Below are 15,600 nucleotides of genomic sequence, written 5' to 3'. Positions count from 1 at the left end.
ATTGAACAACCATTTAAGGAAATAATAATAAAAAAGCTGTCCCCGAATCAGGAGGACAGCTTCTTAGCGTGTGCTTTTTTTAGATTTTACTACCTTGCGTATAATTGGATAAACAATTGGTGCCCATTTAATTGCTGTTTTGACTAAGTTTTTTACTTTCATCGTTATCGCTCCTTGGCTTTCGATATTAATAGTTATATACCCTCAAAAGCCTATGCATAAACGTTTCACTTTAACGTAAAACTTTAATGCCTTGGACGATATTCCAAACCATTACTATGACATACACGAGCATGTAAATAGCCATAAGTATGAGCGGCCCTGCAGCCATCCATAACGAAGGTTGTTCATTAAATCCCGTAGCAATAGGGGTAAAACTTGAGAAAATACTAATGAATAAAATTATTAATAAAACAACAGGTATGATGTGAGAGATTAATGATTTTCTTGCATGGTATTTAACTTCAGAATCCTGTGATATAAAATAAACGATAATCGGCAATAAAAAGGGTGCAAACAATACACTGAAATAGGAAAGTGCTGATAATATTTTAGGATTATCCAGTCTATTCTACCTCCTGTCCTTCTAATATATTTTTCTCGCATTAACGGGAGGGCAGATTAAAGTCGCCACGTCCTGTGGCAACATCGGCACTTGTACGGCCCGTACGTCGCAGAATTCCTACTTACGTTTTGTCAAAGCTTCATAAAATAAGATTAAATAGCCCGTAAAAGCCCGAAAGGTTCAACTAACAATCAGTGGGGCTGAAGAAAATCCCACTGATGGAAGTTTCACTATTTACGGAATGATAGGCTATATGTTTCAGTTCTTAACTAAGGAAACTAATATATTTTTGAAGGTTTCCGTAGAGGAAATAGATACATATTCTTTTTCACCATGCCAATCTCCGCCACTTGGTCCAAACTCAATTGCCCCTGCTCCAGTTTCTGCGTAGAAGCGAGCATCTGCAGCTCCATGCTGCCCAAATAATTCAGCAGGTTTTCCTATAAACTGTGAAGTGACATGAGCAATGCGTTCGATATATGGGTTGATAGCCTCAGTAGTTACTGCAGGAGCAGTCGTTTGAATCTTCATTTCACTATTGGAAAATTCCTGAGCCAACTTTGTAATATCTTCGATAATACTCTGCATATCCTGTCCAGGAACGAAACGAAGGTCATAGCTTACTATGCACTCGTCGGGTACAACGTTATAGCGTTCACCTGCTTGTATTTTCGCCAAGTTTAAGGAAGGATAATCATAGAACTCATTGCTTGCAGTTAAAAAAGAAAGTGTGCGGAGCTGTTGGTCAAATAGAAAAGCTTGTTCAATAGCATTTTTTCCTTCCCATGGACGACTTCCATGGCTAGGTTTTCCTTTTAAAATCACATCGAACTGGATAATTCCTTTTGCTTGTAGGCCAATCTTTAAGTGTGTAGGCTCGCCACATATAACAAAGTCACCAGTATATCCTTGATCTACTAGAAATTTTGACGTTTGACCGTCTGTTTCCTCATCAGTCACAATATGTAATTGAATTTTTTTAGTAAGACTTTTAGGTTCCTTAGATAGCTCGTAAAAGGCTTGCATCATCGCAGCAACTCCTGCTTTCATATCAGCTGTTCCGCGGCCATATAACAAATCTCCTTCTACAAATGGCTCGAATTGTTCCGGGTTTCCTGGAACAACATCTACATGACCATTCCAAATCATACATTCATCACCATCTCCAATTACTGCCACAAGCATCAGTTTATCCTCATGCTTTAAGACAGTAGTAGTAATCCCTCGTTCCTCTAGCCAACTTTCACAGAATAACAAAGCACTATTTGCGCCATCGATTGAGTCACTTTTCATACGTACCAAATCTTTTAATAAAGCAATCATGTATACATCCCCTTTTGCATATAGTATTTTTACAAGTATAACAAATGAACAAAAGAAGGTTGCATTACTTATTCTATTCAGCTACAATGAATTCGAACTAAATAATTCAAACCACAAGGGGCGTCGCTGATGCGGCTGAGATAGTACCCTTCGAACCTGTAAGTTAATGCTTGCGTAGGGATGTGGATGGAAACTGACAATCGCGCGATGTCTGGGTCTATCCCAGGGGTCGTTTTTTTGTGGTCAAAAAAGGGGATTGTCATGAAAAATCAACGAGTTGTAATATTAATGGAAATCGCTATTTTTGCAGCGTTAGGATACGTTTTAGATATGATTGGCTTTGGAATGCCACAAGGTGGGTCCGTAACATTCGTTCTTGTACCTGTTATTTTAATGGCCTTTCGTCGTGGTGTTGTTGCGGGACTTGCTACTGGCTTTTTGATAGGCGTTTTACAAGTAGTGACAGGTCGTTTTTATGCAGCGCCATTATCATTTGAAATAGTTATTGCGCAGGTAGCAATCGATTATTTCATCGCCTTTATGGTTGCAGGATTTGCTGGATTTCTAAGACCTGCATTTATACAAGCATTTGAACAAAAGGATAAAGTGAAAATGATTACAGCGGTTGTCTTGGGTGCATTCATCGCAGGTTTTCTTCGCTATTTAGCACATGTGACTTCAGGTATTCTATTTTTTGGAGAATTTGCTGGAGATCAAAACGTGATTTTGTATTCATTAATCTATAATTCTACTTATATGATTCCAGTATTTTTAATAGCTGCTTTCATTTGTTCTGTTTTATTTGTTAAAGCTCCGCGCCTAGCACTGCCGAATTCTCACTAAATATGATATGATTAGAATACATTTAGTGAAGAAGGGATCTTGTTAAGATGATTGTACAAACTGACGAAGAGTTAGTAGCATTAAAAAAAATAGGGCGTATTGTTGCAGAAATTCGAGAAGTGATGAAGGCTGCAACTAAACCTGGGATTACAACAAAAGAATTGGACGAAATCGGTGGAAAGCTATTTAAAGAGCATGGAGCTATTTCTGGACCAATGGGTGAATATGATTTTCCAGGATATACTTGTATCAGTGTTAATGAGGAAGTAGCGCATGGAATGCCAGGCTCTCGTGTTATTCAAGATGGCGATATCGTGAATATAGATGTTTCTGGATCACTTGATGGTTACTTTGCAGATACTGGGATTTCTTTTGTTGTTGGTGAAGGTTATGAAGAAAAAGAAAAGTTATGTGCTGTAGCTGAGAGTGCATTTGATCGTGCGATGCTAAAAGTTAAGGCTGGTTCTCGTTTAAATCAAATCGGAAAAGCCGTAGCAAGAGAAGCGAAAGATAATAGCTTACATGTTATTATGAACCTAACTGGACATGGTATTGGGAAATCGTTACACGAAGCTCCTCAGCATGTGTTGAATTATTACGATGCATGGGATCCTACGATATTAAAAGAAGGAATGGTTTTAGCTGTAGAACCGTTTATTTCTGAAAAAGCAGAGCATATCGTGGAATCTGGTGATGGTTGGACATTTGTAACTCCTGATAAATCGTTAGTAGCACAGATTGAGCATACAATTGTTGTGACAAAAGGTGCTCCTATTTTATTAACTAAATTAGATTAAAATAAAACAAAACGCCTTCGAAATTTTACTCTTTCGAAGGCGTTTTTTAAAATTAAGTATATGGATTATCATACTGCGAAACCAGTGTTCATAGATACTGCTGATTTCCGTTTCAGGTTTACGCTTTCCATGGGCGTTGCCTCAGCCTCCTCGTTCGGAAAACATATGCTCCTGCGATTACTCGTCGCAAAGACATTACCCAAACAAAGTTTGGCCAATGTCTTCGCTGCGGGGTCTTCGCATAACGCTTTTCCCACTGGAGTCGCCACCTTGCACTACAATCAATTATTTGAGTAGTCCCCATAATTAGATTTGGCAAAGCATATCGCTTAGATATTAAGATTAGTCCAAGTTAATGTAGGGAAAAAGCATTTGTAATCACTGTTGAATTAGAAATGCTATTATTTCATGATGGATGAAGGAATCAGACTTTCTTTTTACTAGTGGAAATAAAGAAAAATAGTAAGTGTTTGACTCATAAAGAAACGAAGTAGCGAACGAAATTGCATCTTCGAGAGCTTCTTCTATAAATAGGAAAGTAGCTTTTCTCTAGTTATCCAAAAATGCATTTACCTGTTTCTATGCGTTGTAGGAGGGCGACGGACAGGCAAACGCCATAAGATTACCGAAAAAAGTGATATTGGTTGTGAGGGATGTCACAACCAATATCACTAAAAATTCACTCGGTAATAATTTAGCAATACGTCTGTCTAAAGCCCTTCAAAACGCTAGAAATAGGTTTTGAACTTAAAGGGGTCTTGCACTTTTCTTAAGGAATATAATCCCTACAATCAGGACACAGCTTAAGAAAAGAGAGGCTGCGGTTAGGAGTAGTTGACTAAAGTTGTGTTGAATTGCAACTCCAATGAAAGTCCAGATAAAAACAACAGACATAAGACGGTCGAAATAATGATACCGAAAATGAAGAGCTATGGCTGTCGCAATGGTTAAGAAGATAACTCCCCAAAGAGATTTTGTCATACCAAATCCATCAAATTCATAAAACGTAAGGAGATAAGATAGATTTGTGAAGAAACTGATAAATGTCCAGCCTAAAATTAAGGAAATTGGCAAACGTTTCTTTCGATTTATATCATCTAAAGGATAAGTTATATAAAGCATGAACAAACAGCTTAATAAGACGGTGAGAGTAACAAAAGAATATACAAACTGCTCATAATGCCAACTAAATATGCACAAAATATATAAAATAGAGGATGCTCCAAATAATAGAATGCGCTTCGTAGGTATAGGACGAGAAGATTTGTAGTCCTTCATAATATTCCAAATCCACCAAGCTAATAATATAAAAATAACAATCCATATATAAAATACATAATTTGCTGGAGTAAAAAAGACGGGAAGTCTATTGAATATCTCGCCACTAGTTTGACCATTTATGGGTAGTAAAGTAGATAGTAATTTAACGATTACAGTAGATATAAAAAATAACATTAAAAGGATTATTTTAAACATTCAGCTGCCTCCTTCTATTTAATAAGTATACCTTTGATATATAGCTACAACAAATTAGAATTATGAATGTTATGTGACGAAAATCAAACAATCTGCATTAGAAAAACATGATATACTAGAATTCTAAAATAATTGTCAATATAGGAGGAATATTTAGATGATTGAACAAACTTATCCGGTTGTCTGGGATCTTGATCGCTTTTTTGAAGGTGGTAGTAGCTCGCCATCTTTAAGAAGCCATTTGGATGAAGTAAAAGTAAAGCTAAGCAATTTTGAAACTAAACTAAAAAACTTTGAATCACCAACATCCATTGCTGATGTTTCAAATATCGAGCAAACGATTAATGAGTTAAAAGATATAGCAACCAATTTATCAGAAGGTGGAGCAGTAATAGGTTGTTTTTTGGCACAGGATACAACGGATAAGCAAGCGGCATTATTACAGGGGGAAGTAGGATCGCTATATGCTAAGTTCTCTTCTCAAATGCTAACCATTCAACAAGTGCTAAGTAAAACGGAAGAAACAGTGTGGAAGGAGCTACTTGAAACAGCTGGGCTTTCTCCATTTGCCTTTGTGTTAAATGAATGGAGAGATGAAGCAAAGCGAATGCTATCTGAAAAAGAGGAAGACATGATTACGACGCTTGGAGTGGATGGCTATCATTCTTGGGGGCAGCTTTATGATTTACTAGTCGGTGATATTCGCATTAAACTTACAATTGACGGTGAACAAAAAGAAATGTCGGTTGGTCAAGCAAATAATCTCAGTTCCCACGAGGATGCTACGATTCGTAAAGAGTCATTTGAAGCGCTAGAAGCTGCTTGGACAGATAAAGAGGAGTTCTTTGCCAAAACACTGAATCATATAGCAGGCTTCCGTCTTGCAATTTACGAAAAAAGAGGATGGAATTCCGTTTTAGAGGAGCCCCTTCATATTAATCGCATGAAAGAAGAAACATTAAATGCAATGTGGGGGGCTATCTCGAAAAATAAAGCTCCATTCGTAGAATACTTAAATAAAAAATCGGCAATGCTAGGCGAAAAACAAATGCATTGGTATGACCTAGAAGCACCAGTAAGTACTTCTACGGAGAAAATGGATTATCAACAAGGCGCGGAGTTTATCTTAAAACATTTTAAAGAATTTGGACCAAAATTAGAATCATTTTCAAGAAATGCATTTGAAAAGGGTTGGATTGAGGCAGAGGATCGTCCAAACAAACGTCCAGGAGGATTTTGTACAGGTATGCCTGTATCAGAGGAATCACGTATATTCATGACGTATAGTGGATCAATGTCCAATGTTTCTACACTGGCTCATGAATTAGGTCATGCCTTCCATTCATATGCTTTAAGACCGGTACATTGGATGAATCGCCAATATGCAATGGGGGTTGCTGAAACCGCCTCCACATTTGCAGAAATGATTGTAGCAGACGCTGCTGTAAAAGAAGCAAAAACAGATGATGAAAAAATTGCTTTACTTGAAGATAAAATTCAACGTAGTGTAGCATTTTTCATGAATATCCATGCTAGGTTCTTATTTGAAACTAGATTCTATGAGGAGCGTAAAAATGGAATCGTATCTGCTGCTCGATTAAGTGATTTAATGGAGACAGCTCAACAGGAAGCATATGGCGATGCATTAGATACAACTCATCCGCATTTTTGGGCATCTAAATTGCATTTTTATATAACAGAAGTACCATTTTATAACTTCCCGTACACATTTGGTTACTTATTCTCTTTAAGTATTTATGCAAAAGCTATAAGCGAAGGGACAAACTTTGAGGAAAAATACATTGCTTTATTGCAAGACACTGCAGTAATGTCAGTGGAGGATTTAGCGATGAAGCATTTAAACGAAGATATTACTCAGGAATCATTTTGGATAAAAGGGATTGATCTTTGTATTCAAGATGTGAAGGAGTTTATCCAATTAACTAACGCAAAAGGGTGAAGGTGTTTGATTTATCTAGAAGGAGATACATGTTATTTACGAACATTAAATACAAAAGATGCACCAGCCCTAGCGGATCTGACTTATCGCAATAAGATGTATTGGTCCGTTTATGAACCGTTACATCGTGATGATTATTACACGACTTCTGTTCAACGAGAGAAAATTCGAGAATCTCTCACGTTGTCTAAGGAAAAAAGAGAATATAGCTTCGGTATTTTCGAACATCAGACAGAAAGAATGATTGGTAGTGTATCGCTATACAGTATTAAAAGAATGCCTTTTTCAAGTGGGCTTATTGGGTATTCTATGGATGAATTTTATATTGGAAAAGGAATTGCTTCTGAAGCTGTACATTTAGTGAAAATATTTGGATTTGAGCATGTCCAATTAAATCGTATCGAAGCATATGTATCTCCGCAAAATAATGGCTCTATCAAAGTCTTAGAAAAAAATGGTTTCAAGAAAGAGGGTCTATTAAGAAAGTTGCTCTATATCAATGGTAAATGGCAAGATCATTTTATATATGCATCCTTAACTGACGAGCTTTGAAAGAGCATGGGTATAATTGAATAACTAAAAACCCACTTATTCATGAATAATGAATAAGTGGGTTTTCTTTCATATTTTCGATGTCGATTTCCCAGGAAATAATTTATTTCTTGTCGATATTACCATCTGTCAGTAAATCTAAGCGACCAGTTTCTGGATCAATAATTAGGCCGTGAACTGGAATTGATGGAAGCATAAGCGGGTGATTTCGTATCATCTCAACACTATGTAAAACACTACTTTCTACGTTGGAAAAACCTTCCAACCATTTTTCTAAGTTCACTCCAGAATTTTGTAGGATATCTAATACACGAGGGTCCACTCCTCGAGTAATCATTTTATCCATAATTTTATCGGTTTCTATAGCACTCATTCCACAATCATGATGACCAATTACATAAATCTCATCTGCCTTTAGCTCATAAACAGCTACGATAAGGCTACGCATAATTCCACCAAATGGATGGTTGATGATTGCTCCAGCACTTTTAACAATTTTCACATCACCATTTTTAAAATTCATAGATTTTGGGAGCATCTCTGTTAACCTTGTATCCATGCAAGTTAAGATAACAATTCGTTTATTTGGAAATTTCGTAGTTAAAAATGGTTCGTATAGTTTGTTTTCCACAAAGTCATCATTGTATTTTAAAATCTCATGCAAGCTTGGCATCTAATTCCCCCTTTATGTTGTAATTATATTTTATAGGAAATGAAAAATAATTGCTTTGTTTTTTACTTAGTACCTTCCAAATAATCTTTGATACTTTAATGAAGGCTCTATTCAATTGATTTCCGCTACAGGCAGAGGCTTTCCACTCAAATAAACGAGATGTGCCTTTAATAAACGAGTAAAATATTGGGATCTCGTAAAACATTTTTTGTTTTTTATAGAAACAAATAATTATAAAATTGACTTCTTTCTAATTAAGTGTCATTTGTATTTCAATCTTATAAATATATAAAAAAGCAATAATGCTATTCACCAGATGAGTAACATTTTGCTTTTTTATTGGTTTTTTAGAAATAGAATTATCTTCCAAATATTATATCGAACAGCTTTCATTTCTAGAGGAGATTCTATTTTACCCCGCATTAACGGGTCGGCCAGTTAAAGTCGCTACGTCATGTACGTTGTGAGACTCCCACTTCAGGGCTTGCCCCAAGCAAGAAAGCATCAGTGGGAGGTAACTGCCCGTAAAAAAACGGTATAGAACATAGACGAAAAGCGCCACGTCGTGTGGCTTCGTCCGCACAATGGAGCGTTTATATGCCTGAGTTTTGTTCAAACAGAGGAAAGCTCCCTTGATTGAAGTTTCACTTTATCTTGCTAGTTTTTGTTTTCTGTCTGTTATAAAAAAGGATTTTCCTGTACCAATAGCCACAGACTGTAATGGCTCTGGTGCAAGATGAACCGGTACTTCAATGACCTGAGTTAACCATTCAGAAATGTCTTTTAGTAATGCACCGCCACCAGTTAATATTACCCCATGGTCGACTATATCTCCTGCAAGTTCAGGTGGGCAGGTTTCTAGTGTAGCGCGAATTGCTTCTAAAATTGTTTCCAACGATTCTTTTAAAACACCTTGAATTTGAGTAGAAGATAGATGAATAGTCTTCGGTAAACCACTCACAACATCTCTTCCTGTAACTTGCATTTGTTCTACTGCATGAGGCACTAAAGCATGTCCAACAGTCATCTTTATAGTCTCAGCTGTAGGTTCGCCAATTATGACATTATACTCTTTTCGAACAAAGTGAATAATTGCTTCATCCATACGATCTCCAGCAGCTTTTACTGTATTAGATGCTACAACTCCACCAAAAGAAATTATACCTACTTCTGTAGTACCCCCACCAATATCCACAATCATACTAGCTACTGGCTCGTCGACTGGTAGACCAGCACCGATTGCAGCGGCAACGGGCTCTTCCATTAACTGTACTTCCTTTGCTCCACTTTGTCTTACTGCATCTTGTATGGCTCTTCGTTCAACAGAAGTTGCACCAGATGGAGTACATACAATTACAGTCGGTTTTCTTAATGAAGTACCAAGTTTTTTTCCTGCTTTTTGCATGATTAGTTTCAATAATTGTGTTGTAATATCAAAATCGGCAATGACTCCATCCTTCAAAGGACGTATTACCTCGATAGAAGTGGGTGTTTTGCCAATCATTTTTTTTGCTTCCTCGCCGAAAGCAACGATTTCACGAGTTTTAGTATTAACTGCTACTACTGTAGGTTCATCTATTAATAAGCCTTTGCTTTTTGTATAAACTAACGTATTTGCTGTACCTAAATCTATTCCAATATGTGAGTTTGAAAACATTTGTCTTCCTCCTATTCCAATCATACTAAGTAAGTATAATAGATAAACAGGGCATTGCCATTTGTAACATAATGGAAGTTTACATATATTTCAGAGGTTTTTAGGTCATTTGAAATAGAATAGATAGAAAAAATGAATGAATAGTACTGATTTGTCATCTAAATGTAATTGATTTGTAGCTGATTTGAGAAGAAAAAGAGAAGAGATAACATATAAAAAAACAACCGTCAGCTTACTCGACGGTTGTTTTGTGTGTTATTGAAAAGGTTTTGGATCTACTGTAGATGCATCTTTTGAATTCATACCTTTTCCAAAGTAATGTAAAATCACATAGCCTGCGATTCCCATAATTGCAGTAAAACCAAGCACTGTAACTGTGTATAAAGCCATTTTATAACACCTCACTAGTTTTCTTGTTTTTATTATAACGTAAAAATGAGTGAATTGTAACTAGAAATATATAGAATTTCAGTTAACAAGATTAAAATGCCCAGTTCCCATTACGGAATATTGGCTCTGAAGTTCCATCTTCTCTAATACCATCGATATCCATTTTGTCTGAACCTATCATGAAATCTACGTGAGTAATACTTTCGTTTAAACCATTATCTGCTAGTTCTTCTCTACTCATTTTCTTGCCGCCTTCTAAACAGAAAGCATAAGCACTACCAATTGCTAAGTGATTAGAAGCATTTTCGTCGAATAATGTGTTGTAAAACAATAGATTAGAGTTAGATATTGGTGAGTCATGTGGGACAAGTGCTACTTCACCTAAATAATGAGACCCTTCATCCGTTGCAACTAAGTTTTCTAGCACTTCTTTGCCTTGTTCAGCCTCAACTTTTACAATACGTCCATTTTCAAATGTGATAGTGAAGTTATCAATAATATTACCACCGTAGCTTAATGGCTTCGTACTTGCTACATAACCGTTGACGCCCGTTTTTAATGGGACAGAGAATACTTCCTCCGTTGGCATGTTAGCCATGAAAGAAAATCCTTTTTCGTTTATGCTACCAGCTCCACACCATAAATGTCCTTTTGGTAATTCGATCGTTAAATCCGTTCCAGGAGCTGTATAATGTAGTTTTTTATAATTTTTTTCGTTTAGATAATCTACCTTTGTATGTAAAAGATTATCATGTTCAATCCATGCTTGTGTTGGATTTGGTACATCCGCACGAACAGCTTGGAAGATTGCCTCCCATAGGGCAGGTACTTGTTCCTCCTCTGGTAATTTAGGGAATACCTTTTTAGCCCATTCTGTAGATGGAGATGCAATTACTGACCAACTAATTTTATCCGATTGTACATATTGACGATATTTACTTAATGCTTGACCAGCAGCCTTTTGGAACGCTGAGATTTTAGAAGAATCCATGCCTTTCAAAAGGTCGGGGCTTTGGCTTACAACGCTAATAAATGCAGCGCCACCTTCAGCTAATAATTCTTTTTCTTGAGCTTTCCAAGAAGGGAAGAAATCAAATGAGTCCCCAGGTGCAAGCTCATAGCGTAAGCGAGTAATCTCATCATCTGTAAAATCTACGAATACTTGTTTAGCGCCGGCTACATATGCTTTTTTCGTTATCAATCGTACTAATTCCACGCTATCAGTGGAAGCGGCGATAAATAAATTTTGACCTGGTTGAATATTCACTCCTACTTCTACAACAAGAGAAGCATAGTTTTCTAATTTTGTATTAAAAGATGTCATATGGATACTTCCTTTCTATTATTATCTCCATAATATCAGTTTTGAGCTTGTATTATCAATATTCAAATAAGTCTATAAGCTAAATTTTGTTCATAATTTAGAAATTTAATATAATCATTCGGTCGATTTTTATTAAAAAGTTATTAATATAGCCGAAATAAAGGAAAGAAATAGAATGTGGGGGAAGTTGAATGGATAAGTCTACAGTATTCGGTTTAATAATAGGGGTTGTTTCATTAGCTGTTGGTATGATATTAAAAGGGGCAGGTTTAGCAAGCTTATTAAACCCTGCTGCAATTTTAATCATCATATTCGGAACAATCGCAACAATTGTCATTGGGTTCCCAACAAATGAGTTAAAAAGGATACCTAAGCTTTTTGGAGTTATTTTTAAAGAGTCAAAGCTAGTACCTGATGTGGAAGTAATTAAAATGTTTTCAAGTTGGGCAGATCTTGCGCGTAGAGAAGGATTATTAGCGTTAGAAAGTAAAACAACAGATGTAGAAGATCCATTTTTAAAAAATGGCCTGACATTGGCTATTGATGGGCAAAATGCAGATTATATTCGTGATGTCTTGACAGAGGAAATTGACGCATTAGAGGAAAGACATTCTGGAGGAGCCCAAATTTTTACGCAAGCAGGTACATATGCACCTACTTTAGGTGTACTTGGTGCAGTAGTTGGACTAATTGCAGCTTTAAGTGATATGAGTGATATCGATAAATTAGCACATGCCATTTCTGCAGCATTTATAGCGACACTACTAGGGATTTTCACTGGTTATGTTTTATGGCATCCATTTGCGAATAAACTAAAACGTAAATCTAAACAAGAAGTTAGACAAAAAACTATGATGCTTGAAGGGATACTTTCTGTTTTAGAGGGAGATGCTCCTCGGGTTATCGAACAAAAACTGGCTTCCTATTTATCTATGTCAGAGCGCAAAAAAGTCTTAGAGGAAAGCGGGGAGGCTGGCCTTGGCAAAGAAGCGTAAGAAACATAAGCATGAAGAGGAAGTAAGTGAAGCATGGCTTCTTCCATATTCCGATGTTTTAACCTTATTGTTAGCCTTATTTATCGTATTGTTTGCTTCAAGTTCCGTAGATCAGCAAAAGTTGGAACAAATGTCACAAGCATTTAACCAAGTGCTCGAAGGAGGGACTGGTATTTTTGAACAGCCATCTCCTGTTGAAATGCCTGATGCCCCAAACGATTCAGGTCAGGGCGAGGATGGTGAGAGCACTGCATATATGGAGGATCAGCAAGCACTTGCAGAAATCCAAGACAGTGTGGATGAGTATATAGCAGTTAATGCATTAGAAAAACAATTCGTTACTAAACTGACGGATGAAGGCCTCCTTGTTACGATAAGAGATAGTATATTATTCGATACCGGTGAAGCAGAAGTAAAAGGGGAGTATCGTCAAATTGCGGAAGATATCTCTGATTTGCTTGTGTTTGATCCCCCTAGAAATGTGGTTATCACTGGGCATACCGATAATATTCCCATCTCTAGTAGTGAGTTTTCTTCCAACTGGGAGTTAAGCGTTATGCGTTCAGTGAACTTCCTGAAAATATTAGCAGGAAATAATACAATAGATCCGCTATATTTTAGTGCAAAAGGTTACGGTGAATTTAGACCGGTAGCTTCGAATGATACTCCAGCAAATCGAGCAAAAAATAGAAGAGTTGAAGTACTAATTCAGCCACGTGTTTTAGAAGATGGTACTTTAAACGATCAACCTGAATAAAAGTGAAAGCTGACAACAGAATAATTGTTGTCAGTTTTTATTTGACTTTTTAAAACAAAAGTTTATAATTAAAACAAAAGTTCAGTTTAGAAGGAAGGTGTACTTAAAATGAATACAAAAGAAATAAATATTTTAAAGTATCTCCGGGAAAATCCATATGCATCCCAAATGGAAATAGCAAATGAACTAAACATGTCTAGACCAGCCGTTGCTAATATTATTTCCCAATTAATAAAAAATGGGAACATCACAGGAAGAGCTTATATTTTACCCGAGAACAAAGAAATTATTTGCATTGGCGGAGCAAATGTAGACAGAAAATATACGCTAATCAATGGGCTCCAAATGGGTACATCTAATCCTACATCAAGCTTACAAAGCGTAGGAGGGGTTGCAAGGAATATTGCAGAAAACTTAGGTAGACTAGGACATGCTGTACGTTTGTTATCTGTTGTAGGGACAGATATGGAATATGAAGCTATTGAAAAAGCTTCTAGTAATTGGATGAATTTATTTTCCATTGAAAAGCTACCTAATTACACAACAGGAACATACTCTGCGGTGCTAGATTCAAATGGCGAAATGCTTCTTGCTTTAGCAAATATGGATATCTATGAACAGTTGACTGTAGATTATTTAAAAAAACATGAAGCTCATTTGACGAATGCTCAGCTCATCATTATAGATATGAACTGCTCAAAAGAAGTGATTGAATATATCCGAACTGTTTCAGTTGGACATAACATACCATTGGCATTAATACCTGTATCTTCCCCGAAAATGAATAGAATGCCTGAATCATTAGAGGGGATTGAATGGTTAATCGCCAATAAAGATGAAGCAGAAACGTATTTAGGTATGAATGTTGAGGATAAAGAATCGTGGAAAGAAGCAACAAGACAATTTGTGCAAAAGGGTATTTCACGTGTAGTTATAACCTGGGGTAGTGAGGGTATAATGTACGCAGGTAGTGACATGGAAACGTCCTATTTTCCAGCAATGCAGGTAGAGGATGTAATTGATGTAACTGGTGCCGGGGACGCATTTGTTTCCGCTACTTTATATGCTTGGTTGAATGGTGAGGATATTACGATGACCATACAAACAGGTATGATGAACGCAAGTAAAACTATTCGCTCAAGCGATACAGTAAGAACAGAGCTTTCCCGAAATAATTTAACTAATGAGATGGAGGAAAATATAAAATGAAACAATACATCACTTATTCAGAAGAAGTAGCAAAAGGAATGCAAGAAGGAAAAGCTATCGTAGCGTTAGAATCGACGATTATCTCTCATGGTATGCCATACCCTCAAAATGTTGAAACGGCTAGAAAAGTAGAACAAATTGTGCGTGACAATGGTGCTGTTCCAGCGACTATTGCTATCATGGACGGGAAGATTAAAATTGGTTTATCCGATGAAGAGTTAGAAACGCTAGGAACAAGCAAAGATGCTAGAAAAACTTCTAGAAGAGATCTTGCTTATGTTGTATCTTCAAAAGAAATTGGTGCAACGACAGTAGCAACAACAATGATTTGTGCAGAAATGGCTGGCATTAAGTTATTTGTTACAGGTGGAATCGGTGGTGTGCATAGAGGCGCAGAAACGACTATGGACATCTCAGCAGATTTAGAAGAACTATCAAATACAAATGTAGCTGTAGTTTGTGCCGGTGCAAAATCTATTTTAGATATTGGTTTAACATTAGAATACTTAGAAACTAAAGGTGTTCCAGTAGTAGGCTACCAAACAGATTCTTTCCCAGCATTTTATACAACTACAAGTGAATTCAATGCGAATTTCCGTTTAAACAACGAAAAAGAAGTAGCAGAAATGCTGAAAGCTAAATGGGATCTTGGTTTAAATGGTGGAGCAGTAATTGCAAATCCTATTCCTACAGAACATTCATTGGAAGATTCTTATATTAATACGATCATCCAATCTGCTCTACAAGAAGCTGAAGAGAATGGCATTAAAGGAAAAGATGTAACTCCATTCTTGTTAGGAAAAGTAAAAGAACTAACAGAAGGAAAATCTTTAGAGGCTAATATCGAACTTGTTTATAATAATGCTCGAGTTGGATCTAAAATTGCAGTTGAATTAAATAATCTATAATAGTAAGGGCTATCCATTGTCAGTAAGATGACAATGAATAGCCCTTTTTTATATAGTGCGGGTCCATTGTAGACAAGGTTATCCTTTCTACGGGCATGAGTAGAAGTGGATAAATTTCCCGTTCCGCATGTAAACGTCTGATAATCGCAAGTAAATAGCTACGAAGAGGTA

At 36.6% G+C, this 15,600-nt stretch carries 15 protein-coding genes and 1 riboswitch; of the genes, 8 read left to right on the top strand and 7 right to left on the bottom strand.

Annotated features, from left to right (window positions below; all coding sequences use genetic code 11):
• Positions 1 to 232 precede the first annotated feature (232 nt).
• Complete coding sequence (locus KD050_RS06240) at positions 233 to 502, bottom strand: magnetosome magnetite crystal formation protein family (RefSeq protein ID WP_235753973.1); 270 nt, start codon at positions 500 to 502, stop codon at positions 233 to 235.
• A 321-nt stretch (positions 503 to 823) separates the two neighbouring features.
• On the bottom strand, positions 824 to 1,888 hold the full coding sequence (locus tag KD050_RS06235; RefSeq protein ID WP_211895339.1) for a M20 family metallopeptidase: 1,065 nt from the start codon (positions 1,886 to 1,888) through the stop codon (positions 824 to 826).
• Between the two features lie 106 nt (positions 1,889 to 1,994).
• Positions 1,995 to 2,086, top strand: a riboswitch (TPP riboswitch).
• Between the two features lie 63 nt (positions 2,087 to 2,149).
• Between KD050_RS06235 and thiT the strand changes: the two genes are divergently transcribed.
• Together thiT and map are read left to right on the top strand one after the other, a co-directional pair.
• The gene (gene thiT / locus KD050_RS06230) at positions 2,150 to 2,731 is read left to right on the top strand and encodes an energy-coupled thiamine transporter ThiT (RefSeq protein WP_211895338.1); all 582 of its coding nucleotides are present in this window, start codon (positions 2,150 to 2,152) and stop codon (positions 2,729 to 2,731) included.
• Positions 2,732 to 2,778: 47 nt separating this feature from the next.
• Positions 2,779 to 3,528, top strand: a complete 750-nt coding sequence (map, locus tag KD050_RS06225) for a type I methionyl aminopeptidase (RefSeq protein ID WP_211895337.1) — start codon at positions 2,779 to 2,781, stop codon at positions 3,526 to 3,528.
• Positions 3,529 to 4,275: 747 nt separating this feature from the next.
• Here the strand turns inward: map and KD050_RS06220 are convergent.
• The gene (locus KD050_RS06220) at positions 4,276 to 5,004 is read right to left on the bottom strand and encodes a tryptophan-rich sensory protein (protein ID WP_211895336.1); all 729 of its coding nucleotides are present in this window, start codon (positions 5,002 to 5,004) and stop codon (positions 4,276 to 4,278) included.
• Positions 5,005 to 5,161: 157 nt separating this feature from the next.
• Between KD050_RS06220 and KD050_RS06215 the strand changes: the two genes are divergently transcribed.
• Positions 5,162 to 6,964 (top strand): M3 family oligoendopeptidase, encoded by a 1,803-nt coding sequence (locus tag KD050_RS06215; protein WP_211895335.1) that lies wholly within the window; start codon positions 5,162 to 5,164, stop codon positions 6,962 to 6,964.
• Positions 6,965 to 6,970: 6 nt separating this feature from the next.
• Complete coding sequence (locus KD050_RS06210) at positions 6,971 to 7,516, top strand: GNAT family N-acetyltransferase (RefSeq protein WP_211895334.1); 546 nt, start codon at positions 6,971 to 6,973, stop codon at positions 7,514 to 7,516.
• A 103-nt stretch (positions 7,517 to 7,619) separates the two neighbouring features.
• Here the strand turns inward: KD050_RS06210 and KD050_RS06205 are convergent, their stop codons facing one another.
• The 4 genes from KD050_RS06205 to KD050_RS06195 all read right to left on the bottom strand — a co-directional run bounded on the left by KD050_RS06205 (position 7,620) and on the right by KD050_RS06195 (position 11,560).
• Positions 7,620 to 8,189: a beta-class carbonic anhydrase gene (locus KD050_RS06205; RefSeq protein ID WP_211895333.1), complete on the bottom strand. Its 570-nt coding sequence runs from the start codon at positions 8,187 to 8,189 to the stop codon at positions 7,620 to 7,622.
• A 649-nt stretch (positions 8,190 to 8,838) separates the two neighbouring features.
• A complete protein-coding gene (gene mreBH, locus KD050_RS06200) occupies positions 8,839 to 9,846 on the bottom strand; it encodes a rod-share determining protein MreBH (RefSeq protein ID WP_211895332.1) in 1,008 nt (335 codons plus the stop codon).
• Between the two features lie 255 nt (positions 9,847 to 10,101).
• Positions 10,102 to 10,236 carry a hypothetical protein gene (locus tag KD050_RS21375; protein ID WP_255553613.1) on the bottom strand — a complete coding sequence of 45 codons (135 nt, stop codon included), beginning with the start codon at positions 10,234 to 10,236 and terminating at the stop codon, positions 10,102 to 10,104.
• A gap of 91 nt (positions 10,237 to 10,327) precedes the next feature.
• A complete protein-coding gene (locus KD050_RS06195) occupies positions 10,328 to 11,560 on the bottom strand; it encodes an aminopeptidase (protein WP_211895331.1) in 1,233 nt (410 codons plus the stop codon).
• A gap of 191 nt (positions 11,561 to 11,751) precedes the next feature.
• On the opposite strand from KD050_RS06195, the gene motA reads away from it, so the two are divergent.
• From motA to KD050_RS06175, 4 genes are all read left to right on the top strand, one after another.
• Positions 11,752 to 12,555, top strand: coding sequence for a flagellar motor stator protein MotA (gene motA, locus KD050_RS06190; RefSeq protein WP_211895330.1), 804 nt, complete (start codon positions 11,752 to 11,754; stop codon positions 12,553 to 12,555).
• Positions 12,539 to 13,312 (top strand): flagellar motor protein MotB, encoded by a 774-nt coding sequence (motB, locus tag KD050_RS06185; protein WP_211895329.1) that lies wholly within the window; start codon positions 12,539 to 12,541, stop codon positions 13,310 to 13,312. Before motA ends, motB begins: the two co-directional genes overlap by 17 nt.
• Positions 13,313 to 13,420: 108 nt before the next feature.
• Complete coding sequence (locus KD050_RS06180; protein ID WP_211895328.1) at positions 13,421 to 14,521, top strand: carbohydrate kinase; 1,101 nt, start codon at positions 13,421 to 13,423, stop codon at positions 14,519 to 14,521.
• A complete protein-coding gene (locus KD050_RS06175; RefSeq protein ID WP_211895327.1) occupies positions 14,518 to 15,429 on the top strand; it encodes a pseudouridine-5'-phosphate glycosidase in 912 nt (303 codons plus the stop codon). The genes KD050_RS06180 and KD050_RS06175 overlap by 4 nt, the downstream gene beginning before the upstream one ends.
• Positions 15,430 to 15,600 lie beyond the last annotated feature (171 nt).

Source organism: Psychrobacillus sp. INOP01 (assembly GCF_018140925.1).
GTDB lineage: Bacteria > Bacillota > Bacilli > Bacillales_A > Planococcaceae > Psychrobacillus.
The sequence above is the reverse complement of the archived record's forward strand: the minus strand, read 5'-3'. Positions and strand labels throughout refer to the sequence as shown.